The organism is Sphingomonas montanisoli (assembly GCF_008274695.1).
GTDB lineage: Bacteria > Pseudomonadota > Alphaproteobacteria > Sphingomonadales > Sphingomonadaceae > Rhizorhabdus > Rhizorhabdus montanisoli.
The window spans coordinates 216,756-239,353 of record NZ_VTOU01000002.1 but is presented as its reverse complement, the minus strand read 5'-3'; the positions used below and the strand labels follow the sequence as shown (position 1 = coordinate 239,353).

The window sequence follows — 22,598 nt, the reverse complement described above, 5'->3', positions numbered from 1 at the left end:
TGGCCGCCGCTTAGCGCAGCTGGCAGATGTCGAGCACGTTCATGTCGGTATAATCGAGATTCTCGCCACCCATCGCCCAGATGAAAGCATAGCTCTTGGTGCCCGAACCCATGTGGACCGACCAGGGGGGCGAGATCACCGCCTCCTCATTCTCGATCACGATATGCCGCAGCGCGTCGGGCTCGCCCATATAATGGAACACGCGGTCGCCGCCCTGCAGGTCGAAATAGAGATAGATCTCGCTACGGCGATCATGGAGGTGCGGGGGCATCGTGTTCCACACGCTGCCCGTTTCCAGCACGGTCAGGCCCATCAGCAGCTGCGCGCTCTCGCACACGCCGGGAATGACCAGCTGGTAGATCGTGCGGTGGTTCGAGTTCTCGAGGTCGCCCTTCTCCAGCGGGTTCGCCTGATCGAGCGTGATCTTCTTGAGCGGGCAGACCTTATGCGCGGGCAGCGACGCGATGTAGAAACGCGCCTCGGCACCTTCAAACGTCACGTCCGTGCTGCCCATCGGCACGTAGAGCGTTTCCTTGTTGCCGAGGTCGAAGCGCTCGCCATCGACGGTCACGACGCCCGGGCCGCCGATGTTGACGACGCCCATTTCGCGCCGCTCAAGGAAGGGCTTGCCCGTGGCCGACGGCGGCACCTGCTGTTCGGGCAGTTTGAGCACCTGCCCGGCGGGCACTGCGCCGCCGATCACGAAACGCTCGTTGTGCGAATAGTTCAGCTTGATCGCGCCGGCTTCGAACATATCCGAGACCAGATAGCGGTCGCGCAGCGAATCATTGTCCACGCACTCCATCATATCGGGGTGGGTGGCGTGAAAAGTCTTCTCGAACATGATCCTCGTCCTGGCTGTGGGTCAGCTGTCCGTTTTGGACACCGGTGTCAGATCGGAGCTCCTATCAGCCCTGCGGAGGCGGCGCAACCGATGCGCGGCGGATAAGGGTCGACGTGAAGGTCGATGGCTCGCTCACGTCCGCGCCCTCGCCGATCGCGGTGCCGATCAGTTTGAGCGCGGCCGCGCGGCCCATCGCGACGATCGGCCAGCGCACCGTGGTGAGCGGCGGCCACACTCGCGATGTGATCGGCGTATCGTCAAATCCGATGATCGACAGTTGATCGGGCACTTCGATCCCGCGCAGACGCGCCGCATAGAGGACGCCCGCCGCCATCTCGTCATTCGATGCGAAGATCGCGGTGGGCCGGGGGGAAAGATCAAGCAGGCTCTCGCACGCCGAAACCCCGCTTTCGAAGGTATATTGCCCGTCGGCGATCAGGCTGCGCGGTAGCGATATCCCGGCCTCGCTGAGCGCCAGTTCGAAACCTTCGCGCCGCTCCTTGGCCGATCGGAAGCCGTGCGGACCGGCGATCAGGCCGATACGCTTATGCCCTTGCTGGATCAGATGGCGGACGGCCTCGGCCACCGCTTCGCGGTCGTTCGAGACGACCATATGCTCGGGATCGTCGAGCACGGCCGAGCCCATGCGGACATAACGGCACCCTTCCTCACTGCAGATGCGCGCAATTGCGTCATTCTCCGACAGTGGCGGCAGGATGATGACCCCGTAGAGCCTCTGACGGACGATGAAGCTGCGGATGTCATCCATCACCTTGGCCGAGCCGCGGTCGACCGGGCGAATCACCAGTTCGAACTCGGTGTCGTGCAGCGCTTCCAGCGCGCCGCGCTGCATGTTCAGGATCATCTGCTGGTTGGGGTTGTCGTAAACCAGTCCGATCAGGAAATTGCGGCCCAGCGCCAGCGCGCGGGCCTGTGGATTGGGTGTGTAGCCGGTGTCGCGGATGACCGCCTCGACCTTTTCGCGCGTCGCCTGGTTGAGCAAAGGTGACTGATTGATCACGCGGCTGACGGTCTTTTTCGACACGCCGGCCAGCGCCGCGATGTCGTTGATCGTCAGCTTCGGGGCGTTGGCATCGTCCTGCGTCGGCTTGGGCATAGCCGGCCTTATACTGCAGCACAGGCGATGCGCCAGCGATTGCGCGTCCATCATGGCTTGTCATTGACACCGGTTTCCCATAATCGTGCCGCATCATCGGAGAGGGGCGAAAGACAGGCTGTGAAAACGCCGGAAGAATTGAAAAGCGTTGCAAAGAGCTTCGTTAGCGCGCGTCGCAGCGCCACGGGCCTTGCCCAATATCCGGGCGAAATGCCCGAGTCACTGGCCGAAGCTTATGCGATTCAGGATGAAGCGATTGCGCTGGTGGGCGAAGGGATTGGCGGCTGGAAGGTCGGCCGCATCTGGCCGCCCATGTCCGAACGCTTCGGCGCGGGCCGTCTGGCCGGCCCGATCTTCGTGGGTCAGGTGATCGCGCCGGGCGCCGACGGGCTGATCTTCACCGCGGGTTTCGGCGCGGCCGAGGCCGAATATCTGCTGCGCATCGGCGCCACGCCCGAAGCCGGCAAGACCAGCTTCACGCTCGAAGAGGCGGCTGACCTGATCGACGTCGTCCATATCGGGATCGAGATTGCCAGTTCGCCTTTCGCTGAGATCAACGAACATGGCCCGGCGGTCACCGTGTCCGATTTCGGCAATAATAACGGCCTGATCGTCGGCCCCGAAGTGGCCGACTGGCGTTCGGCGGGGATTGACGATGTCGATATCACCAGCCGGATCGATGGCGAGGTGATCAACACCGCGCGGTCCAGCGGTTTCCCCGATGGCGTCATTGGATCGGCGCGCTTCCTGATAGAGAATATGGTGGCGCGCGGCATCGTGATCGAGCCGGGCTGGTGGATTTCGACCGGCGCGATCACTGGTGTCCACCCGGTCACGGTGGGGCAGCGTTTCGAGGCCGATTTCGGTCGCTTCGGTACGCTCGCCTGCACGATCGCGGCGCAACCGGCGGCCGAATAGGGGCGACAGACCCCGTGGGAGAGCGAGGAACGAGATGGTGACCCAGACAGCGGAAATACCCAAGGTCGGCCGATATCGCTGGGTCGTGGTGTGGCTGCTCTTCGCCGCCACCGCGATCAACTATGTCGATCGCCAGATGATCGGGGTGCTCAAGCCCACACTGTCGGCCGAACTCGGCTGGACGGAAACCGATTATGGCAACATCGTCTTCTGGTTCCAGGCCGCTTATGCGGTCGGTTACATCAGCTTCGGACGCATCGTCGACGTGATCGGCGCTCGGCTGGGTTATGCGGTCGCGGTGACGATCTGGACGGTCGCGCATGTCGCGCATGGCGGCGTTCACAGCGTGCTGCAATTCGCCTTGGTCCGTTCGGGCTTGGGCGTCGGCGAGTCCGGAAACTTCCCCGCCGGCATCAAGGCCGTCACCGAATGGTTTCCGCAAAAGGAACGCGCCTTTGCGATCGGCCTGTTCAATGCGGGCGCTAATATCGGCGCGATCATCACGCCTTTGCTCGTGCCATGGCTGACGATCGCCTATGGCTGGCGCTTCGCGTTTGTCGCGACGGGCATCTTCGGTGTGGTCTGGCTGATCGCCTGGCTCGTTTTTTATCGCCGCCCGAACGAGCATAAGAAGGTTACGGCCGGCGAACTCGCCTATATCCAGCAGGATCCGGCCGATCCGGTCGTGCCGATCGGCTGGCGTACGTTGATCGGCGTTCGCGAAACCTGGGCCTATGCGCTCGGCAAGTTCTGCATCGATCCGATCTGGTGGTTCTTCCTGTTCTGGCTGCCCGGCTATCTGGGCAAGCGCTATGGGCTCGACCTAGTCAGCTTCGGCCCTCCGCTGGTGGTCATTTACCTCCTGTCGGATGGCGGCAGTATCTTCGGCGGCTGGATGTCGGGCCGGCTGATGAAGGCGGGCAAGAGCGTCAATGCCGCGCGCAAGCTCACGATGCTGCTGTGCGCCTTCGCGGTGCTGCCGATCTTCTTCGCGCAGTCGATCGACAATCTGTGGCTGGCCGTGCTGGTGATCGGCATCGCCACCGCCGCGCACCAAGCGTTTTCGGCAAACCTCTATACACTGCCCTCGGATCTGTTTCCGCGGGGCGCCGTCGGCTCGGTCGTGGGCATCGGCGGGACAGTGGGTGCGGTCGGCGGCATGTTGATGGCCAAATATGCCGGCTATGTGCTCGATACGTTCGGCTCCTACGCGCCGCTCTTCGCCGTGGCGGGGAGTGCCTATTTCATCGCTTTGCTCGTGGTTCACCTGCTGTCGCCGCAACTGGCGCGGGTGACGGTGGACGCCTGATATCGTGGCCCAGGCTGTTCAGGTTCACCCGAGCGACAATGTCGCGGTCGCCCTGGCCCCCCTAGTTGCCGGGGCGACCGTGGTAGTGGCCGGTGGGGAGGTCTTCCTGGCCGATGACATCCCCGCCGGCCACAAATTCGCACTCGCCCCGATCGCGTCCGGAGAAGACGCGGTCCGCTATGGTTTCCCGTTCGGCCACGCGACCGCCGACATCGGCACAGGCGCGCACGTCCACAGCCACAATGTCGCGACGACCCTGGGGCTGGAGAGCGGGCACGCTTTCGCCGGGGCGCCCGTGCCGCGCGACCGCGTTGGCGCCGAACGCACCTTCCTCGGCTATCCCCGGCCCGACGGTTCGGTCGGCACGCGCAACGAGATCTGGATCATCCCCAGCGTCGGTTGCGTCGGCCGCACCGCCGAACGGCTCGCGACCCTTGCCGGCCGGGCTCTGCCGCCGGGAATCGACGGCATCCACGCTTTCCCGCACCCCTTCGGCTGCTCGCAACTCGGCGACGATCTCGATGGCACGACCCGGCTGATCGCGTCACTCGCCTGCAATCCCAATGCGGGCGGGGTGCTGCTGCTGGGCCTCGGTTGCGAATCCAATCAGCTTTCGGGGGTGATGGAGCTGATCCCCGAGGAACGTCGCGAGCGCATTCGCATCGTCGGCGCGCAGGCATCGAGCGACGAGATCGCCGACGGCCTCGCCGCGATCACCGTGCTGGCGACGCTGGCCGCAGCAGAGCGTGAGGAGGTGCCGCTGTCGGCGCTTCGCCTCGGCGTCAAATGCGGCGGATCGGACGGGCTGTCGGGCCTGACCGCCAACCCGCTGATTGGCCGGATCGCGACGGCGGTGGGCGATGCCGGAGGCGCGGTGGTGCTCACCGAAATTCCCGAAATGTTCGGCGCTGAGCAGATCTTGCTCGATCGCTGCGTCGATCAGTCCACACATGACGCGCTCGAGGCGATGGTCGATGGCTTCAAGCGCTACTTCGTCGATCATGGCGAGCCGGTTTCCGAAAATCCGAGCCCGGGCAACATCAAGGGCGGCATCACCACACTCGAGGAAAAGTCGCTCGGCGCGGTGCAGAAGGGCGGGGTCGTGCCTGTGACCCAGATACTGCCTTATGCGGCGCGTGCTGCGCAGCAACCCGGCCTGGCGATCGTCGAGGGGCCGGGCAACGACGCAGTGTCGACCAGCGCGCTCGCCGCTGCGGGCGCCACGCTCACGCTCTTTTCAACCGGCCGGGGCACGCCGCTCGGCAGCCCGGTGCCCACGCTCAAGATCGCATCGAACAGCCCGCTCGCCGCCAACAAGCCGGGCTGGATCGACTTCGACGCGGGTCAGGTGCTGGAGGCCGGGATGGACCCGGTCGCCGGCGCTTTGCTCGACCTCGTCGTCGCGACCGCATCGGGCCAGGCGGCGCGCAACGAAATCAACGACGAACGCGGTATCGCCATCTGGAAACGCGGCGTCACCCTCTGACGGAACTGATCATGACCAAGCCCCTGTTCCTCCATCCCGATCGCCTGTTTCCGGCCGATCCGACGATCCGCGCGATCGCCCGTACGCTCTATGCCGAGGTCAAGGATCTGCCGATCATCAGCCCGCACGGCCACACTGATCCGCGCTGGTTTGCGGAGAATGAAAACTTCGCGAACCCCACCGACTTGCTGATCGTCCCGGATCATTATGTCTTCCGCATGCTCTACAGCCAGGGCGTCGGCCTCGAAGAATTGGGAATTGCGAGCAAGGACGGTACCCAGGTCGAAACGAACCCGCGCAAGATCTGGCGGCGGCTGGCGGAGCATTATCATCTGTTCCGCGGCACGCCGTCGCGCATGTGGCTCGACTGGGTGTTCGTCGAGATGTTCGGGCTCGACGTGCGGCTCGAACCGGCGACCGCCGATCTGTACTACGACACGATCGACGCCGCACTCGCGACCCCGGCCTTCAAGCCGCGCGCTTTGTTCGAAAGCAACAATATCGAGCTGCTGGCAACCACCGAAAGCCCGCTCGATCCCCTGATCCACCACCGCGCGATCCGCGAGAGCGGGTGGGGCGGGCGCGTCGTTACCGCCTATCGCCCCGATCCGGTGGTCGATCCTGAACATGACGGTTTCGCCGCGAACCTGATCCGCTTCGGCGAGATGGCCGGCGAGGATATTTCGACGTGGGAGGGCTATCTCAACGCCCACCGCAACCGCCGCGCCTTTTTCCGCGCGGCAGGCGCGACGTCGACCGATCATGGTCACCCCAGCGCCGCGACCGCCGACCTCAGCCACACCGATGCCGAGGCGCTCTATGCCAAGGTGCTGGCCGGCCGGGCCAGCGCGGCGGAGGCCGAACTGTTTCGCGCGCAGATGCTGACCGAAATGGCGCGCATGTCGATCGACGACGGGATGGTGCTGCAGATCCACCCCGGCGTGCTGCGTAACCACAATCCGTCGCTGATGGCGCGCTTCGGCCGCGACAAGGGCGCCGACATCCCGACGCCGACCGATTATGTCCGCGCGCTCAAGCCGCTGCTCGACGCGCACGGTTCGGATCCGCGCCTGTCGATCATCCTCTTCACCCTCGACGAGACGAGCTATTCGCGCGAACTGGCGCCGCTCGCAGGCCATTATCCATCGCTGCGGATTGGGCCGCCCTGGTGGTTCAACGACAGCCCGGAGGGCATGCGCCGCTTCCGCGAGCAGGTTACCGAGACGGCCGGTTTCTACAACACGGTTGGGTTCAACGACGACACCCGCGCCTTCCTGTCGATCCCGGCGCGGCACGATGTCGCGCGGCGGATGGACTGCGTGTGGCTCGCCCAGCTCGTCGCCGAACATCGGCTCGAGGAGGACGAGGCACACGAGGTTGCCCGTGCGCTGGCCTATGATCTGGTGAAGGCGGCCTACAAGCTGTGACGCGTCTCTCTGCTGCAACAGCCGGCGCGCTCCCCTACGACCGCGCCGTCGTCAAGACCGGCGTCGTTCATCTCGGCATCGGCGCCTTCCACCGCGCGCATCAGGCACCGGTGTTCGACGCCGCGATCGCGGCGGGCGATCCGCGCTGGGGGATCGTCGGCGCGTCGCTCCGATCGGCCGGCGTGCGCGATCAACTCGCGCCGCAGGACGGGCTCTACACCCTCGTCATCCGCGACGGCGCGGACGAACGGCTCCAGATGATCGGTGCTGTGCGCGACGTACTGGTCGCACCCGAAGATCCGGCAGTGCTCGTCGAACTGATGGCCTCGGCGGACGTCCACATCGTCACGCTGACAGTCACCGAAAAGGGCTACAAGCTTGATCCTGCGACCGGCCGGTTGCTGACCGACGATCCCGATGTCGCTGCCGATCTCGAAAGCCTGGCGGCCCCGCGCACCGCGCCCGGCTTCATCGTCGCGGCGCTCGCGCGGCGCAGGGCGGCGGGATTGGCGCCGTTCACCGCGATGTCCTGCGACAATATCCCGCACAATGGCGCGCGGCTGCGCGACGCGGTGCTGGCGATTGCTGCGCAGCATGATCGCACCTTGGCCGACTGGATCGCGGCGCACGGCGCCTTTCCGCAGACGATGATCGACCGGATCGTGCCGGCAACCAGCCTCGACGACATCATCGCGCTCCACGATCGCACCGGCCAGTGCGATCAGGGAATGGTCAAGGCAGAACCCTTCACCCAGTGGGTGATCGAGGATCGCTTCGCCGGCCCACGCCCCGATTTCGCGGCCTTCGGCGTCCAGCTGACATCGGCGGTGGCGCCGTGGGAGGAAGCAAAGCTGCGCCTACTCAACGGCGCGCATTCGTCGATCGCCTATCTCGGCGGGCTTGCCGGGATCGACCATGTCGACGGCGTCGTCGCACTGCCCGAAGCGCGCGCCTTCGTCGAGGCGTTGTGGGATGAGGCGGAAGCGACGCTGAACCCGCCCGCCGAACTCGATGTCGCCGCCTATCGCGCCGCTTTGATGGCGCGCTTCGCCAATCCCGCGCTTCAGCATCGCAATCGCCAGATCGCGATGGACGGATCGCAGAAACTGCCGCAGCGGCTGGTTGCGCCGATCGTCGCGCGTCGCGCGGAGGGTTTGCCGGTCGATGCGCTCGCACTCGGCGTTGCGGCGTGGATGCGCTGGCAGATCGGGCGTGATGACGCTGGGCGAGCCTATGTCGTCGATGATCCGCTTGCCGCGGTGACGGCTGATCGGCTGGCCGGCCTTGATGATCCAGCGGACATGGTACGCGCCTTGCTATCGATCGACGCGATTTTTACCCCCGATCTCGCGAATGACACCGTCTTCGTCGCCACCGTCACCCGCCATCTCTCTCGCTTGTTGAGCGAGGGTGCGCTGGCGACCCTCAACGCCTGGAAATCTATCTCATGACGATCGAATCCATCATGCGGCTCGCGCCCGTCATCCCCGTCATCGTTATCGAAGATGCCAACGACGCATTAGCGATGGGCGAAACGTTGGTGGCCGCGGGGCATCATGCGCTCGAAGTCACATTACGCACGCCAGATGCGTTCAAGGCCATCCGGGCGATGTCGCAGGTGGATGGTGCAGTGGTCGGCGCCGGGACCGTACTCAACCCGGACGACCTGAAGCGCGCGATCGATGCCGGTGCGCGCTTCATCGTCTCTCCGGGCCTGACCGAAGCCGTCGTGCGCGCTGCGCAGGACGAGAGGATCCCGATCCTGCCCGGCGTCGCGACCGCTTCGGATATCATGCGGGGGCTTGAGATGGGCCTGGGGCATTTCAAATTCTTCCCGGCGGTCGCGAATGGCGGAATCCCCGCCCTGAAGGCGCTAGCCGCGCCTTTCAACAAGGCACGCTTTTGTCCGACGGGGGGTATTACCGCGGACACCGCAGGCGACTGGCTTTCGCTGGAGGCCGTCTTGTGCGTCGGTGGCACGTGGATGCTCGACGGATTAAAACGCTAAGGCACGTACGGATGCGCGCATGAAAGGCATCGAGACTGTTCCCTCGGAACTGCCGCACGTCCAACATCCCGCTCAGAAGTATCTGGATCGCTTTTCGATTTAATCGAACAATCGGGACAATTTTATAGGCCTGCATCGAACTTACCGATCCCTTTAGACGACTCCTCAGCCGGAACGATCCGGCGACGGACACAGCCAGAAGGGATTAGATCATGACCATCACCGCCACGCCGACCCCCGGTAAGACGCTGCTCTCGCCGACCGACCACGCCCTGATCCTCATCGATTTCCAGTCGCAGATGGCCTTCGCCACCAAGTCGATTTCGCCCGAAATGCTCCGCAACAACGCCGCGCTGGTCGCCAATGCCGCAGCCGGCTTCAATGTCCCCACCATCCTGACCACGGTTGCCGAGAAGAGCTTCTCCGGCCCGATGTTCTCCGAGATCACCGATCCTTTCCCCGGGCAGAAGCTGCTCGACCGCACGTCGATGAACACCTGGGAAGACGCCGCCGTGATCGAAGAGGTCAACCGCATCGGCAAGGAACGCCTCGTCTTCGCGGGCCTGTGGACCTCGGTCTGCATCGTCGGCCCCGCGCTCTCCGCGATCGAACAGGGCTTCGAGGTCTATGTGATCACCGATGCCAGCGGCGACATTTCGGACGAAGCGCATGAGCGCGCGGTGGAGCGCATGGTGCAGGCCGGCGTCCGCCCGATCACCTCGCTCCAATACCTCCTCGAAATGCAGCGCGATTGGGCGCGGACCGAGACCTATGACATGACCACCGGCATCGCGAAGAAGTGGGGCGGCGCCTACGGCATCGGCATCACCTACGCCAAGACGATGTTCGGCGCTTCCGAAGGCGGTCACTGATCGTCCGGGCGGAGGCCGGCCCCCTTCCGGCCTCCGCCAACCTTCGCCTTGCCTTTCCTGCGAAGGAACTGCCTTCATGAAACCCTATTTGCTTTCGGCCGGTGCCGGCCTGATCGTCGGCATCGCCTATAGCCTGATGGGCGTCCGTTCCCCCGCGCCGCCCGTCATCGCGCTGATCGGCCTGCTCGGCATCCTGCTGGGCGAACAGATCATGCCGATGGCCAAGAGCCTGATGGCACATCAATCTACTACCGAACCAACCATCATCGATCCCAAGGAGCCGCGCCCGTGACGATGACCTCCCTGACCCGCCGCCAGGCGATGACCGGCGCTGCGACCGCCGCCTTCGCTACCCCCATCCTTGCCGCCACCCGGAGACCGCCCGTGGACATGATCGTCACCAACGCCCGGATCACCACCCTCGATCGCGCCAACCCGAGTGCGCAGGCGGTCGCGATCCGCGACGGCAAGTTCCTGGCGGTGGGATCGGAACAGGAGGTTCGCGCCGCCGCCGGCCCGAACGCGCAGGTGATCGATGCGAAGGGCCGCCGCCTGATCCCCGGCCTGATCGACAGCCACATCCACGTCATCCGTGGCGGGCTGAACTATAATATGGAGCTGCGCTGGGAAGGCGTGCCGACCTTGGCCGACGCGATGGCGATGCTGAAGAAGCAGGCTGAGAATACTCCGCCGCCGCAGTGGGTGCGCGTCGTCGGCGGGTTCACCGAGCACCAGTTCGCGGAGAAGCGCCTGCCGACGATCGACGAGATCAACGCCGCCGCGCCCGAAACGCCGGTGTTCATCCTTCACCTCTACGATCGCGCCTTGCTCAATGCCGCGGCGTTGCGTGCGGTGGGCTACACCAAAGACACGCCCAACCCGCCGGGCGGCGAGATCGTTCGCGATGCGGCCGGCAACCCGACCGGGCTGCTGCTGGCCCAGCCCAATGCGACGATCCTCTACGCGACGCTCGCCAAGGGGCCAAAGCTGCCCGAGGACTATCAGGTCAATTCGACCAGGCATTTCATGCGCGAACTCAACTCGCTGGGCGTCACCAGCGTGATCGACGCGGGCGGCGGCTATCAGAATTATCCCGACGATTATCAGATCATCGAGAAGCTGCATCGGGACGGCGATCTGACGCTGCGCATCGCCTACAACCTGTTCACGCAGAAGCCGAAGGAGGAGTTGAAGGACTTCGCGACCTGGTCGACCAAGGTGAAGCCGGGCGACGGCGACGATACCTATCGTCACAATGGTGCGGGCGAGATGCTGGTCTATTCGGCGGCGGATTTCGAGGATTTCCGCGTCGCGCGGCCCGATATGCCGGCGAACATGGAAAGCGATCTGGAGCCGGTGGTCCGCCTGTTGGCCGAGCGGCGCTGGCCGTGGCGGCTTCATGCGACCTATGACGAGACGATCGGCCGCGCGCTCGACGTGTTCGAGAAGGTCAATCGCGACGTGCCGCTGCAGGGCCTCAACTGGTTCTTCGACCATGCCGAGACGATCAGCGAGCGCAACATCGATCGGATCGCCGCACTTGGCGGCGGCATCGCCGTCCAGCATCGCATGGCGTTCCAGGGCGAATATTTCGTCGAGCGTTACGGCGCGAAGGCGGCCGAGCGGACCCCGCCGATCAAGCGGATGATGGCGGCGGGCATCCCGGTGGGCGCCGGCACCGACGCGACCCGCGTCGCCAGCTACAATCCGTGGGTGTCGCTCAGCTGGCTCGTGACCTCCAAGACGGTCGGTGGCCTGCGCCTCTATCCGGTCGCCAACCGGCTCGACCGCGAGAGCGCGCTGCGGCTGTGGACCGAGGCGAACACCTGGTTCTCGAACGAACAGGGCAAGAAGGGGCAGATCAAGGCGGGGCAGCTTGCCGATCTCGCGATCCTCTCCGACGATTATTTCAGCGTGCCGGAGGATGAGATCGTCCACCTGCGTTCGGTGCTGACGATGCTGGGCGGCAAGGTGGTGCATGGGGAGGGGGATTTCGGCCCGCTTGCCCCCGCGCTGCCCAAGGCGATGCCGACATGGTCGCCCGTCGCGACCTTCGGCGGGCATTGGCGGCGCGATGGCGCTGCGCAAAAGATGGCGGCCGCCTGCGGTTGCGCATCGTCGTGCAACGTCCACGGCCACGATCATGCCGCCGCATTGGGCGCCAATGTTCCCGCCGCCGACGTCCAGAGCTTCTGGGGCGTCATGGGCTGCGGCTGCTGGGCGGTCTGATCGATGCGCACCACACCCCGCCCCATCGCCGCGCTGCTCGATGCGCGCGGCTTCGGCATCCTCGCCCGCGGCGTCCTGACGCTGCCATACTGGTCCAGCGGATTCGCCAAGCTGACCGACCTCGACGGCGCCTTTGCGGAGGCGGCCCATTTCGGGCTGGAGCCGGCCGGACTGGTGGTCGCGGCCACCATATTCGTCCAGGTCGGCGCGTCGGTGCTGCTGATCCTCGGCCGGTTCGGCTGGCTGGCGGCGGGCGCGCTGGGCGTCTTCACCGCGATGGCGACATTGATCGGCCATCCGTTCTGGGAGATCGCCGATCCGGTCGCGCGCTTCCACGATCGCAACAGCTTCCTTGAGCATGTCGGGCTGATCGGCGGCTTCATGCTCGCGGCAATCCTGACCGAACGGGAGACGGCGCGATGACCGCTCCCGCTTCCAAGACCGAAGGACTGGTGCCGCTGATGCTGGCGCTGTCGGCGACGACGGGGCTGATCGACGCGGTCAGCGTGATCGGCCTCGGCAAGGTGTTCACCGCCAACATGACCGGGAACATCGCGTTTCTGGGCTTTGCGGCGGCGGGGACGCCGGGTTTCTATTTTGCGCCGATGCTGACCGCGCTGGGGCTGTTCCTGGTGGGGGCGGCGATCGGCGGGCGGAGCGCGCGGATGCATCAGGATCGGCCGCTCGCCCGCTGGCTGCTGGTATCGGCGACAATCGAGGCGATCCTGCTGATCGCGGCGGCGGGCTTCGCGATCGGTTATGACATTGCCAGCCTGTCGCCGCGCCCGAACCTCTACGCGATCATCGGCCTGACCGCGCTCGCGATGGGATATCGCAACGCCACGGTGCGCAGCCTGAAGGTGCCCGATCTGACGACGACGGTGCTGACGCTGACCCTCACCGGTCTGGCAGCGGACAGTGCAGCGGGCGCGGGCGGCAATGCCAATTGGGGACGCCGTGTCCTGGCGGTGGTGATGATCTTCGCGGGCGCGGCCGTCGGCGCCTTCCTCCTGCTGAACTGGGGACTGGCGATCCCGCTGCTGGTCGCTGCCGCGATCATCTTCGCCAGCTCGGCGCTGTGCGCGGTGCGCGTCAAATGATCAACCGGCTGCTCCCCCTGCTGGCGCTGATCCCCGCCGCCGCACAGGCGGGGGCGCCGGCCCAGCTCAACTGGCGTTATGACGAGGATTGGTCGCAGGCGCACGATGCCGGCACCAAGCATGTCGCGCTCAATGCCGACGACACCAGCTGGATCAGCCTGGGTGTCGAGGCGCGGGCGCGGCAGGAAAGCTTCAGCGGCAATTACTGGGGTTCGGCCCCGGCGCCCGATGACGGCTATCTGTGGCTGCGTCTGATGCCGCACGCCGATGTCCATGTCGGCGCGGCGCGGGTTTTCATCCAGGCGATCGCAGGCAAGGCGCGCGGCGTCCAGCCCGCGGCAGGGCCGGCCGACGAAACCGGCATCGATCTGCTCCAAGGTTTCGGCGACATCGCGCTGCCGCTGGGCGATCATGCGACGCTGACGCTGCGTGCGGGGCGTGAATTGATGCCGCTCGGTTCCGAACGGCTGGTCGGCATACGCTACGGCCCCAATATCCCTCAGCCGTTCGACGGCGTCCGCGCGATCCTGTCGACGGGTGCGGTCCGCATCGATGCTTTTCACATGCGTCCGGTCGCGGTCGGCCCCGGGGATTTCGACGATCGCACGTCGGACACCAAGCATCTCGATGGCGTCTACACGACCTTCGCGATCGCGGACGGCTTGAAGATCGACGCTTATTGGCTCGATTATCGCAACGAGACGGCATCGTTCGAACAGGGTCGCGGCGACGAGCGCCGCCAGACCTATGGCGCCCGCTTCTTCGGCAAGAGCGGCGCGCTGTCGTGGAACTGGGAAGCGATGCTCCAGCGCGGCCATTTCGGCGGGGCGACGATCCGCGCATGGTCGATCGCGAGCGAAACCGGCTTTGCGTTCGACGCGCTGCCGCTCAAGCCCCACGTCCGCCTGCGCGCCAATGTCGCGAGCGGCGACAAGAACCCTGCCGACAATCGGCTCGGCTCGTTCAACGCCCTCTTCCCCAAGGGCAATATTTCGGCGAGCTTTCGCCGATCGGGCCGATCAACATCATGAACCTGCACCCCAGCGTAGATCTCGATCTCGGCCGGGGTTTCGGCCTGGGCGTCGCGGGCATCTCCTATTGGCGGCAGAGCAAGGGCGACGGCATCTATGACGTCCCCGGCCAGCTCGTCCGCCGGGGCGATGCTTCCGACCGGCGCTATATCGGCACGCAGGGCGAATTGCTGCTGAGCTGGCAGCCGACGCCAACCGTGTCCTACGCCGTCTCTTACTCGATCTTCCGCCCCGGAGGGTTCGTCCGCGATAGTGGGCCGGCACGCGACATACACATGCTGGGGCTCGAGGCGATGTTCCGTGTGTGACGGCTTTGTTCCGGATGCTCGTTCGCGATGTCGCGGAGGCAAGCCGGTTCTTCGATACGATGCTCTTCGTAGAGGGTGTATATTACGATTGCGTCGAAGGCTGGTGAACAACGTGGTGTACACCAGCCTCCGAAGAAGCCCGTCGCTGCGCGGCGTCAGCGCGGTCGCATAATCGCAACCGCGCATTTCAGCCCCATGGTGCCAAACACGGTTGGTTCAGTATTCGACCTTGAACTCGACGAGGAAACGGCGTGGCTCCGCATAGAGTTTGCCGCCGAAGCCGAGCGAGCCGAAGTCGATGCCGTAGAGAACCTGATCTTCGTTCAGCAGATTGTCGCCCGAGAGCGCGATCTCGCCTTTCGCACGGCCGCCGAGCGCGATCTCGCTCAACGCAATGCGCGCGCTGACCGTGTTCGTAGGCGGGCCGGCAATGTCCCGCTGGAACGGGTTTACCGCATCGTTGGGGTGGTAAAAGATCTTGCTGCGATAGGCATAAGCGACCCGCGCCGACAACACGCCCATGCTCATCGGCGCAAAGGTATAGTCGGCCGCCAGGTTTGAGTTGAACTTGGCGACGTTCGGGAAGCGCGCGGTCGCAGCGATGTCGCTGACCGTGTTGGTGTTGGGGTTGAGGAACAGGAACTGCTTATATTTGGGATCTGTGTATCCCATCGATCCCGACAGCGTCAGCCCCCGCGCGGGAAGCGCGGTGATTTCGAGCTCGACGCCCTTGAACTCGGCCTTGCCCGCATTGACCAGCAGCGTGGTCGCGCCGCCGCTGCCCGCCGCGAATTGCGGCACCTGCAGGTCGTCATATTTGCTGAGGAACGCCGCCGCGTTGATGCGCAGACGGCGGTCGAACAAGTCAAGCTTCGCACCGGCTTCGTAGGAGGTCAGCTTCTCCGGCTTGAACGAGTTGAGCCGATAGGTGCCCCCGGGGCAGGCGCCCGTCACCGTCGGGGCGGTGCAGATCCCATCAGCACGCGGGTTGAAGCCGCCCGATTTATACCCGGTCGAAGCCTTCGCATAGACGAGCGCAGCCGGCGCGACCTGATAGCTGAGCGACCCGAGAAACGCAGTGTTTTCGAAGCTGATACCCTGCGAGGTGTTCGACGCATTTGGCACGCCGTTGGTCGCGTTGGCGATCGTCGTGTTCTTCTTGTCCTTGGTGTAGCGGATGCCGCCGGTCACCTCGAGCTTTTCGTCCAGCGCCTGTGGTTTCCAGCTCAGCTGCCCGAATGCCGCGTAGGACTTCGACGTCTGGCGATAGGCGGCGAGCGGCGACGTGCCGAGGCCGATCAGATCGATATTTTGCGCGACCAGCGCATCGCGTACCGCCGTGGGAATGCCGAGGAAGGGCAGCGCGAAGGGTGAGAGTACCAATGTCAGGTTCTGGTTATTATTCTCCGACACGCGCTCGCGGAAATAATAGGCTCCGAGCACGTAGGAAAAGTCGCCCGTGCTGCCAAGCAACTGAAGCTCTTCCGAAAACTGGCGCTGCCGCTGCGGCGAGTTGAAGCCGTTATAGGGCGAGACCGATTTGATCGAGGTGAGCGTGGGCGAGGTGAAATCGAGCACGCGCCCCTTGAGATCGCCCTGTCCGGACAGCGACAGCGAATTTTTCATCAGCAGCTTGCGGTAGCCGGTGATGGACTTGATCGTGAAGGCATCCGAAACCTCGTAGGACGCCGTGAGGCTGTGGCCCTGGCTGCGGGTCTGCGATCCATAATTGTTGCCCGGCAGGCCGCTCGGCTGCTGAAGACCCGAGTTCAGGCGGATGTTCGGCCCGACGAACTGGAGCGGAGCACCGCCCAGGCTGGCGGACCGGCCATAATAGGTGCGGGCGTCGGCGCCGAGTGCGACCGTCTGGAAGAAAGCCGAGGTACCCACGCGATCGTCCCAGTCGAAGGCGTAGTTGAGCTGGAACTGGCCGAAATCGCCGCGGATTCCGACCCCGAAGGCGTCGACATTCAGCGCCCCCGGATCCTTGCTCTTGGGCGTGAGGAAATTGTTGAAATAGCCGTTGCGCTGCCGGTGCAGATAGGTGGCCGAGGCGGAGATGCCGGAATCGCCGAGTTCGCCGGTATCGATGCGGATCTTGCCCGAAAGGTTTCGGCGGGTGCCGTAGCCGACCTTCGCCGAAACCCCGAACTCATCCTGCGGCTTCTTCGACAGGAGTTGGATCGCGCCGCCGGTAGTATTGCGGCCGAACAAGGTGCCCTGCGGGCCGCGCAGCACCTCGATCCGTTCGACATCGACCAGATCGAACAGCGACCCCGCGCTGCGCGCCACATAGACGCCGTCGAGATAGATGCCGACCGCCGTATCGAGGCCGAGCGACGGATCGGTCTGGCCGATCCCGCGGATGGTGATCGATGCCGCCGACAGCGATGAGGATTGCTGGCTGATGATCAGGTTCGGGGCGACCTGCGCGACCTTGTCGACCGACTGGACATTCATCTTCTCGAGTGTCTTGTTGTCGAGCGCCGTAATCGCGATCGGCGTCTTCTGGAGCGATTCCGACTGGCGGCGGGCGGTGACGACAATATCCTGCAGCGTGGCAGGCTCACCATCGGATTGGCTGGCGGATGCGGTCTGTGCGAGCGCGCTGCCGTTGGCGACGGCCAGAGCAATGGCGGCCGAACGCGCGAGTAGAATAGCTTTGTGCATAGTCCATCCCCATCTGCCCGATCACCTTCGGGCTTTTTTGTTAGTCAGCCACCGCCGCGAATGCCGCTATGCGCAAGACTTGTTGTGATTATCTGCGCGATATCGCGAGACAGGGTGTAACAGATAGCGACTTTGCGTTTTTATAAAGCAGACTAATGACGGGTTTTACGTCCTTCCGGAGTGGCTGCGCACAGCACTGGCGCTTCGCGCTCGATACGCGCTGCCTGTCGGTGGGACGATGTCCTCGCACAAAAGACGGGGGAGAGGCATGGCAGGACAGTTTGACGGCAAGGTCGCGCTGGTAACCGGCGCTGGCGGCGGCATCGGCCGTGCGACGGCGATCGCCTTCGCGCGCGAAGGTGCGCGGGTGATCGTGGCCGATCTTCCGGGCGACGCAGGCGCCGAAACGGTATCGATGATCGCGGGAGAGAGCGGCGAGGCGCGCTTCGTGCCGGTCGATGTGTCGGACGAGGCGTCTGTCGACGCACTCATTGCCGGCACGGTCGCCGCGTTTGGCCAGCTCGACGTTGCGTTCAACAATGCAGGCATCAACCTGGAAGCCGATGTGTGGGACAATCCACTCGCCTTCGATCGTACGCTCGCGGTCAATCTGGCCGGGGTCGCGGCGTGCATCCGCGCCGAAGTGCGCCAGATGACGGCGCAGGGCACGGGCGGCGCGATCGTCAACACGTCGTCGATCAACGGCATCATCGGTTCGCCGCAGCCCGGCTATGTCGCGGCCAAGCATGGCGTGATCGGCCTCACGCGATCGGCCGCGCTCACCTATGCCCGCGCGAATATCCGCGTGAACGCGGTCTGCCCCGGCGTCGTGCGCACCCCGATGAGCGCGAAGTTCGACGATATTCCGGAAATCCGCGCGACGATCGAGGCGATGACGCCCATGGGCCGCTTCGCCCAGCCTGAGGAGATCGCATCAGCCGTCCTGTGGCTCTGTTCGGACGGCGCAAGCTTCGTGACCGGCCACCCGCTGGTGGTCGACGGCGGCGCGACGGCGCAGTGACGGGAAGGGATCGCACGATGGCCAGGGGAAGCAACTCCCATCCCGCCTTATTGTCCGAAGGGCGGATCGGATCGATGGTTCTCAAGAACCGGATGATCGTCACCGCAATGGGCGTCAGCCTGTCGGAGCCCGATGGGACTGTGGGCGATCGGCTGATCGACTATCATGTCGCGCAGGCCGAAGGCGGCGTGGGGATGATCATCACCGGGGTGACCGGGGTTGCCTGGCCGGTCGGCGCGGTCTCGCCCAACCAGACCGCGATTTCGGACGATCGTTTTCTGCCCGGGCTGACCCGGCTGGCCGATGCGGTCCACGCGGGCGGTGCGAAGATCGCCGCGCAGCTCCATCATGGCGGGCTGGTCGCGGCCTATTCGGCGCTCGACGGGCACCCCTTGTGGGCTCCCGCAATCCCGCCCGGCTTCAGCGCCGACTTCATCCAATATTTCCTGCCCGAAGAAATTGTGGCCTTCATCGGCGACGGCACGATGCCGTCGATCAAAGTGCTGGAGGAGGAGGACATCGCGCTGGCGATCCGCCAGTTCGCCGACGCCGCCGTCCGCGCGAAGGCCGCGGGCTTCGACGGGGTCGAGGTGCATGGCGGGCATGGCTATCTCCTCTCCTCCTTCGTCTCGCCCGTCACCAACAGCCGCACCGACGGCTGGGGCGGCGGGACCGCGCCCGAGCGTGCCCGTCTGCTGATCGAGGTGGTGCGCGCCGTTCGCGCCGCGGTCGGCCCCGACTTCCCGATGTGGGTCAAAATCGACAGCCGCGAGATCGGCAAGGAAGGCGGGATCACGATCGACGATGCGCGCGCGATCGCGCCGCTGATCGAGGCGGCGGGCGCCGATGCGATCACGGTCAGCGCCTATCACGACATCGGTCAGGCCAAGCTTCACTCCGCGTCGAACATCCCGCACCAACCCGGCGCGCATCTGGAATCCGCCAAGGCGATCAAGGACACGCTGCGCATCCCCGTCATCGCTTCGGGCCGGCTGGAGGTGGACGTCGCCGACAAGGTGCTCGCGCGCGGCGGGTGCGATTTCGTGGCGATGGGCCGCAAGCTGCTCGCCGATCCCGAGCTTCCAAACAAGCTGGCCGAAGGGCGCATCGGCGATATCCGCCCATGCATCTATTGCTACACCTGCGTCAGCAACATCTACATCCGCGTGCCAGTGCGCTGCGCAGTTCGGCCCGAAACGGCGTTCGAAGGGCGCAACTGGCTGCCCGAACATGCGAAGCGCCGCGTCGTCGTGATTGGCGGCGGGCCAGGCGGCATGGAAGCGGCGCGTCGGCTCGATCTGGGTGGGGATGAGGTGATCCTGCTCGAAAAGGCCGATCGGCTCGGCGGCACGTTGCGCTTCGCGGGCCTCGCCTACGAACCCAATGAGCGGCTGCTTGATTGGCTGCGCGGACAGATCGACGCCTCGTCGGTCGACGTGCGGCTGGGTATGGAGGCGACTGTCGATCTGGTCGCGTCGCTGCGACCCGATCGCGTCTTCGTCGCGACGGGCGCGGTGCGCGACATGCCGCCGATTCCGGGGGCCGACCACGACCATGTCTTCAGCGGCGACGACATGCGCGCGATGATGTTCGGCGAAACCACCGAAGCGCTCAAGCGCAAGACGAGCTGGACCACGCGGCTCGCGACCAAGGTTGGGGCGGCAACGGGCGCCACGGCCAATCTCGATCTGGTCCGCAAGGCGACCCGCAGCTGGATGCCGCTGGGCCAGAACATCGTGATCATCGGCGGCGAACTCGTCGGGTGCGAACTCGCCGAGTTTCTCGTCGAGCGCGGCCGCACCGTTACGATCATTGGCGATGCCGCCCGTTTCGGCGGCGGGCTCACCGCCGTGCGCCGGATGCGGCTGCTCGTCGAGCTTCAGGAGCATGGTGTGGCGATGTTCCCAGGATCGCAGGACATCGCGATCGAGAAGAACGTCGTGCGCTTCGTCGACGGAAACGGCGCGGCGCAGGCGGTGCCAGTCGATCACGTCATCGTCGCGACGGGCGCGCATGGCGACACGACCCTCGCCGATCGGCTCGCCGCCGCTGGAATGGACGTGCGCGCTTATGGCGATGCGACCGGCATAGGCTATATCGAAGGCGCGATGCGGGGCGCGGCCGAAGCGGTTGCCTCTGGCTGACGCCAGGAGGCGCATCCGCTGTGAAATCCGACATGGCAAGGCCGAAATACGTCAGCTACACCATCGATAACTGGGGCTGCGGCGAGACGCGGGTGCAAATCAAGTCACGCAAGACGCTGGCATCAGCAACGCTCGACACGCTCGATCACCGCATCATCGAAACGCTGCGTTCCAACGGGCGCATCACCAACCAGGAAATTGCCGCCCGGATTTCCGTGACCGCAGCCACCGTTTCCGCACGTCTCAAGCGCCTTGATGAAATCGGAGCCGCACGTGTCGTGGCCGTCGCGGATTTCGCGGCTCTGGGCCACAACGTGCTCATGACGGTTGGCATAAAGGTCGCTGGGCGGGACGTGCTGGAGGTGGCGCAAGAACTTGCCAAATTGTCGGAGGCGCTGAGCGTCGCTGTCATGAATGGCCCCTGCGACATCGAAATGCTGATCGCCCTGCACGGGTTCGACGAGGCAAAGAGCCTGATGCTGGAGCGGATTTCGACCATCGCCGGGATCGATGTCATCGAAGCCGCCATCGCCGTCGAGATCCCAAAATTCAAATTCAACATCGCGCCGCTGCTATGAACGATTATCGGGTCGACGACCTCGACCGTCGCATCATCGAGAAGCTGGGGCGCGATGCGCGCGTGTCCAATCGACAGATCGCGGCGGAACTCGAAGTGGCCGAGGGCACGATCCGCACCCGGATCAAGCGACTGCAAACCCATCGGCTGATCGAATTTGCCGTTGTGAAGGACTTTCGCCTCGCGGGATCGACAACTCCCGTCATGCTCGGGATCCATGCAGATCCTGCCAAGATCGACACGATCGCAAAGCAACTCGCGGACATGGCCGAGATAAACTGCGTAATCATCCCGCTGGGCCGATACAGCATTATTGCCGTTGGGCTTTTTAACAGCGTCGAAACGATTAACGAGATGATCTTGACCCGCATCAGGTCATTGGAAGGCGTACGGCGTGTGGAAACGTCGATAGCCATTAACTACACCAAGTACGAGACCGGCGTCGCGCGTATCACAAAAGGAGATTAGCAAGCATAATGCGGGTATCTGTTATAGCCTGCTGTTCCTGATGATCTCGCGCCTAAATATCGGTCGTCCAATGTAGCCGCATTACTTTGAACGTATTCACCGGCCGCAATAACTACCGGCACGACTAAATGAATACTTACAAAATCTCGAGATTGCAGACATACTCAGCGATCGCGCGCGATCGCGAAGGCCGCTATTTCGGTAAGCAGATGAGCGGGAACCGAAATATCTTGGAGTTGATCCATGGCTTCGTCAACGAGGCGCATCGCCATCTCCTTGGCGTCGTCAACTCCGAGGACAGTCACGAAATTGCTCTTGCCTTGAGCCTGATCCTTGTTGAGTCGCTTACCAACGACATCTTCGCTACCTTCGACATCCAACAAGTCGTCCGCGATCTGGAACGCCAAACCGATCCGCTGGGCATAAGCGCGCAACGCCGTGCGGTCGGCGCTCGATGCCCCGCCCAGCAGCGCGCCAGCATCGACGCTCCATTCGATCAGTGCGCCGGTCTTCCACTCCTGAAGCCGGGTAATAGCCTCTAGGCTGGTCATCTGCTCGGTCGGCAGAAGATCAAGCATTTGCCCGCCAGCCATGCCTGCCGCGCCCGCATACCGCGCCAGCTCCATCACCAGCGCCGATCGAACGTCCGAATTCGGGTGGGTGGCGGGATCGGCGAGAATCTCGAAGGCGAAAGCGTGGAGGGCGTCCCCCGCAAGCACGGCGGTCGCCTCGTCAAAAGCGCGGTGGACGGTCGGCTTGCCGCGCCTCATATCATCGTCGTCCATGCATGGCAGATCGTCGTGGATCAGCGAGTGGACATGGAGGCATTCGATCGCGAGACCGGCGCGCAACGAGAAGATTTCGGGTACCGCGAACAGATCGGCTGTCGCCTTGACCAATAGCGGGCGTAACCGCTTGCCACCGCCAATCGCGGCGTGGCGCATCGCGGCGTAAAGCTGGTCGCGCCCATCGCCCGGCGGCTGGAGCACCTGATCGAGCCCCTCGTCGACCGCGCGCGCTATCGCGCGCAACGCATCGGGAAGCAGGCATGTGTCGGCGGTGAACATGG

General features: G+C 64.6%; 19 protein-coding genes and 1 pseudogene. 16 read left to right on the top strand and 4 right to left on the bottom strand.

Features of this window, described 5'->3' with window-relative positions:
* Nucleotides 1–10: 10 nt before the first annotated feature.
* Nucleotides 11–844, bottom strand: coding sequence for a 5-dehydro-4-deoxy-D-glucuronate isomerase (kduI, locus tag FYJ91_RS06845; RefSeq protein WP_149521544.1), 834 nt, complete (start codon nucleotides 842–844; stop codon nucleotides 11–13).
* Between the two features lie 64 nt (nucleotides 845–908).
* Nucleotides 909–1,961, bottom strand: coding sequence for a LacI family DNA-binding transcriptional regulator (locus FYJ91_RS06840; RefSeq protein WP_149521543.1), 1,053 nt, complete (start codon nucleotides 1,959–1,961; stop codon nucleotides 909–911).
* Between the two features lie 138 nt (nucleotides 1,962–2,099).
* Here FYJ91_RS06840 and FYJ91_RS06835 point away from each other — a divergent pair, with 138 nt between their 5' ends.
* The 12 genes and pseudogenes from FYJ91_RS06835 (at nucleotide 2,100) to FYJ91_RS06780 (ending at nucleotide 14,649) form a co-directional block, all read left to right on the top strand.
* Nucleotides 2,100–2,879 (top strand): 2-keto-4-pentenoate hydratase, encoded by a 780-nt coding sequence (locus tag FYJ91_RS06835; protein WP_246152509.1) that lies wholly within the window; start codon nucleotides 2,100–2,102, stop codon nucleotides 2,877–2,879.
* A 34-nt stretch (nucleotides 2,880–2,913) separates the two neighbouring features.
* Nucleotides 2,914–4,188 carry an MFS transporter gene (locus FYJ91_RS06830; RefSeq protein WP_149521541.1) on the top strand — a complete coding sequence of 425 codons (1,275 nt, stop codon included), beginning with the start codon at nucleotides 2,914–2,916 and terminating at the stop codon, nucleotides 4,186–4,188.
* 4 nt (nucleotides 4,189–4,192) lie between these two features.
* Nucleotides 4,193–5,674: a UxaA family hydrolase gene (locus tag FYJ91_RS06825; protein ID WP_149521540.1), complete on the top strand. Its 1,482-nt coding sequence runs from the start codon at nucleotides 4,193–4,195 to the stop codon at nucleotides 5,672–5,674.
* A gap of 11 nt (nucleotides 5,675–5,685) precedes the next feature.
* Entirely contained in the window at nucleotides 5,686–7,101 is a 1,416-nt protein-coding gene (gene uxaC, locus FYJ91_RS06820) for a glucuronate isomerase (protein ID WP_149521539.1), read from the top strand.
* Nucleotides 7,098–8,552: a mannitol dehydrogenase family protein gene (locus FYJ91_RS06815; RefSeq protein ID WP_149521538.1), complete on the top strand. Its 1,455-nt coding sequence runs from the start codon at nucleotides 7,098–7,100 to the stop codon at nucleotides 8,550–8,552. Before uxaC ends, FYJ91_RS06815 begins: the two co-directional genes overlap by 4 nt.
* Entirely contained in the window at nucleotides 8,549–9,109 is a 561-nt protein-coding gene (gene eda / locus FYJ91_RS06810; RefSeq protein ID WP_149521537.1) for a bifunctional 4-hydroxy-2-oxoglutarate aldolase/2-dehydro-3-deoxy-phosphogluconate aldolase, read from the top strand. The genes FYJ91_RS06815 and eda overlap by 4 nt, the downstream gene beginning before the upstream one ends.
* Before the next feature lie 212 nt (nucleotides 9,110–9,321).
* Nucleotides 9,322–9,981, top strand: a complete 660-nt coding sequence (locus tag FYJ91_RS06805) for a hydrolase (RefSeq protein ID WP_149521536.1) — start codon at nucleotides 9,322–9,324, stop codon at nucleotides 9,979–9,981.
* Between the two features lie 76 nt (nucleotides 9,982–10,057).
* Nucleotides 10,058–10,273 carry a DUF1427 family protein gene (locus FYJ91_RS06800; protein ID WP_149521535.1) on the top strand — a complete coding sequence of 72 codons (216 nt, stop codon included), beginning with the start codon at nucleotides 10,058–10,060 and terminating at the stop codon, nucleotides 10,271–10,273.
* A 2-nt stretch (nucleotides 10,274–10,275) separates the two neighbouring features.
* Nucleotides 10,276–12,210: an amidohydrolase gene (locus FYJ91_RS06795; RefSeq protein ID WP_181008459.1), complete on the top strand. Its 1,935-nt coding sequence runs from the start codon at nucleotides 10,276–10,278 to the stop codon at nucleotides 12,208–12,210.
* A 3-nt stretch (nucleotides 12,211–12,213) separates the two neighbouring features.
* Complete coding sequence (locus FYJ91_RS06790; RefSeq protein WP_149521534.1) at nucleotides 12,214–12,633, top strand: DoxX family protein; 420 nt, start codon at nucleotides 12,214–12,216, stop codon at nucleotides 12,631–12,633.
* Nucleotides 12,630–13,310 carry a YoaK family protein gene (locus tag FYJ91_RS06785; protein ID WP_149521533.1) on the top strand — a complete coding sequence of 227 codons (681 nt, stop codon included), beginning with the start codon at nucleotides 12,630–12,632 and terminating at the stop codon, nucleotides 13,308–13,310. Before FYJ91_RS06790 ends, FYJ91_RS06785 begins: the two co-directional genes overlap by 4 nt.
* Nucleotides 13,307–14,649: pseudogene (locus tag FYJ91_RS06780) on the top strand (alginate export family protein). The gene FYJ91_RS06785 and the pseudogene FYJ91_RS06780 overlap by 4 nt, the downstream one beginning before the upstream one ends.
* 216 nt (nucleotides 14,650–14,865) lie before the next feature.
* Here the strand turns inward: FYJ91_RS06780 and FYJ91_RS06775 are convergent.
* Nucleotides 14,866–17,319, bottom strand: coding sequence for a TonB-dependent receptor (locus FYJ91_RS06775; RefSeq protein WP_149521532.1), 2,454 nt, complete (start codon nucleotides 17,317–17,319; stop codon nucleotides 14,866–14,868).
* A gap of 268 nt (nucleotides 17,320–17,587) precedes the next feature.
* Between FYJ91_RS06775 and FYJ91_RS06770 the strand changes: the two genes are divergently transcribed.
* From FYJ91_RS06770 to FYJ91_RS06755, 4 genes are read left to right on the top strand one after another with little or no spacing between them, the layout of a single operon-like run.
* Nucleotides 17,588–18,340 (top strand): glucose 1-dehydrogenase, encoded by a 753-nt coding sequence (locus tag FYJ91_RS06770; protein ID WP_149521531.1) that lies wholly within the window; start codon nucleotides 17,588–17,590, stop codon nucleotides 18,338–18,340.
* Nucleotides 18,341–18,357: 17 nt separating this feature from the next.
* A complete protein-coding gene (locus FYJ91_RS06765; protein ID WP_246152504.1) occupies nucleotides 18,358–20,484 on the top strand; it encodes an oxidoreductase in 2,127 nt (708 codons plus the stop codon).
* 20 nt (nucleotides 20,485–20,504) lie between these two features.
* Entirely contained in the window at nucleotides 20,505–21,062 is a 558-nt protein-coding gene (locus FYJ91_RS06760; RefSeq protein ID WP_149521530.1) for an Lrp/AsnC family transcriptional regulator, read from the top strand.
* Entirely contained in the window at nucleotides 21,059–21,529 is a 471-nt protein-coding gene (locus tag FYJ91_RS06755) for an Lrp/AsnC family transcriptional regulator (RefSeq protein ID WP_149521529.1), read from the top strand. The genes FYJ91_RS06760 and FYJ91_RS06755 overlap by 4 nt, the downstream gene beginning before the upstream one ends.
* A gap of 164 nt (nucleotides 21,530–21,693) precedes the next feature.
* Here the strand turns inward: FYJ91_RS06755 and FYJ91_RS06750 are convergent, their stop codons facing one another.
* A complete protein-coding gene (locus tag FYJ91_RS06750; protein WP_149522296.1) occupies nucleotides 21,694–22,596 on the bottom strand; it encodes a polyprenyl synthetase family protein in 903 nt (300 codons plus the stop codon).
* Nucleotides 22,597–22,598 lie beyond the last annotated feature (2 nt).

Coding starts and splice junctions, on each gene's coding strand:
- FYJ91_RS06790 (WP_149521534.1), top strand. CDS start 12,214: ATGCGCACCACACCCCGCCCCATCGCCGCGCTGCTCGATGCGCGCGGC.
- FYJ91_RS06775 (WP_149521532.1), bottom strand. CDS start 17,319: ATGCACAAAGCTATTCTACTCGCGCGTTCGGCCGCCATTGCTCTGGCC.
- FYJ91_RS06785 (WP_149521533.1), top strand. CDS start 12,630: ATGACCGCTCCCGCTTCCAAGACCGAAGGACTGGTGCCGCTGATGCTG.
- FYJ91_RS06765 (WP_246152504.1), top strand. CDS start 18,358: ATGGCCAGGGGAAGCAACTCCCATCCCGCCTTATTGTCCGAAGGGCGG.
- FYJ91_RS06805 (WP_149521536.1), top strand. CDS start 9,322: ATGACCATCACCGCCACGCCGACCCCCGGTAAGACGCTGCTCTCGCCG.
- FYJ91_RS06755 (WP_149521529.1), top strand. CDS start 21,059: ATGAACGATTATCGGGTCGACGACCTCGACCGTCGCATCATCGAGAAG.
- eda (WP_149521537.1), top strand. CDS start 8,549: ATGACGATCGAATCCATCATGCGGCTCGCGCCCGTCATCCCCGTCATC.
- FYJ91_RS06800 (WP_149521535.1), top strand. CDS start 10,058: ATGAAACCCTATTTGCTTTCGGCCGGTGCCGGCCTGATCGTCGGCATC.
- FYJ91_RS06750 (WP_149522296.1), bottom strand. CDS start 22,596: ATGTTCACCGCCGACACATGCCTGCTTCCCGATGCGTTGCGCGCGATA.
- FYJ91_RS06770 (WP_149521531.1), top strand. CDS start 17,588: ATGGCAGGACAGTTTGACGGCAAGGTCGCGCTGGTAACCGGCGCTGGC.
- FYJ91_RS06830 (WP_149521541.1), top strand. CDS start 2,914: ATGGTGACCCAGACAGCGGAAATACCCAAGGTCGGCCGATATCGCTGG.
- FYJ91_RS06840 (WP_149521543.1), bottom strand. CDS start 1,961: ATGCCCAAGCCGACGCAGGACGATGCCAACGCCCCGAAGCTGACGATC.
- kduI (WP_149521544.1), bottom strand. CDS start 844: ATGTTCGAGAAGACTTTTCACGCCACCCACCCCGATATGATGGAGTGC.
- FYJ91_RS06795 (WP_181008459.1), top strand. CDS start 10,276: ATGACCTCCCTGACCCGCCGCCAGGCGATGACCGGCGCTGCGACCGCC.
- uxaC (WP_149521539.1), top strand. CDS start 5,686: ATGACCAAGCCCCTGTTCCTCCATCCCGATCGCCTGTTTCCGGCCGAT.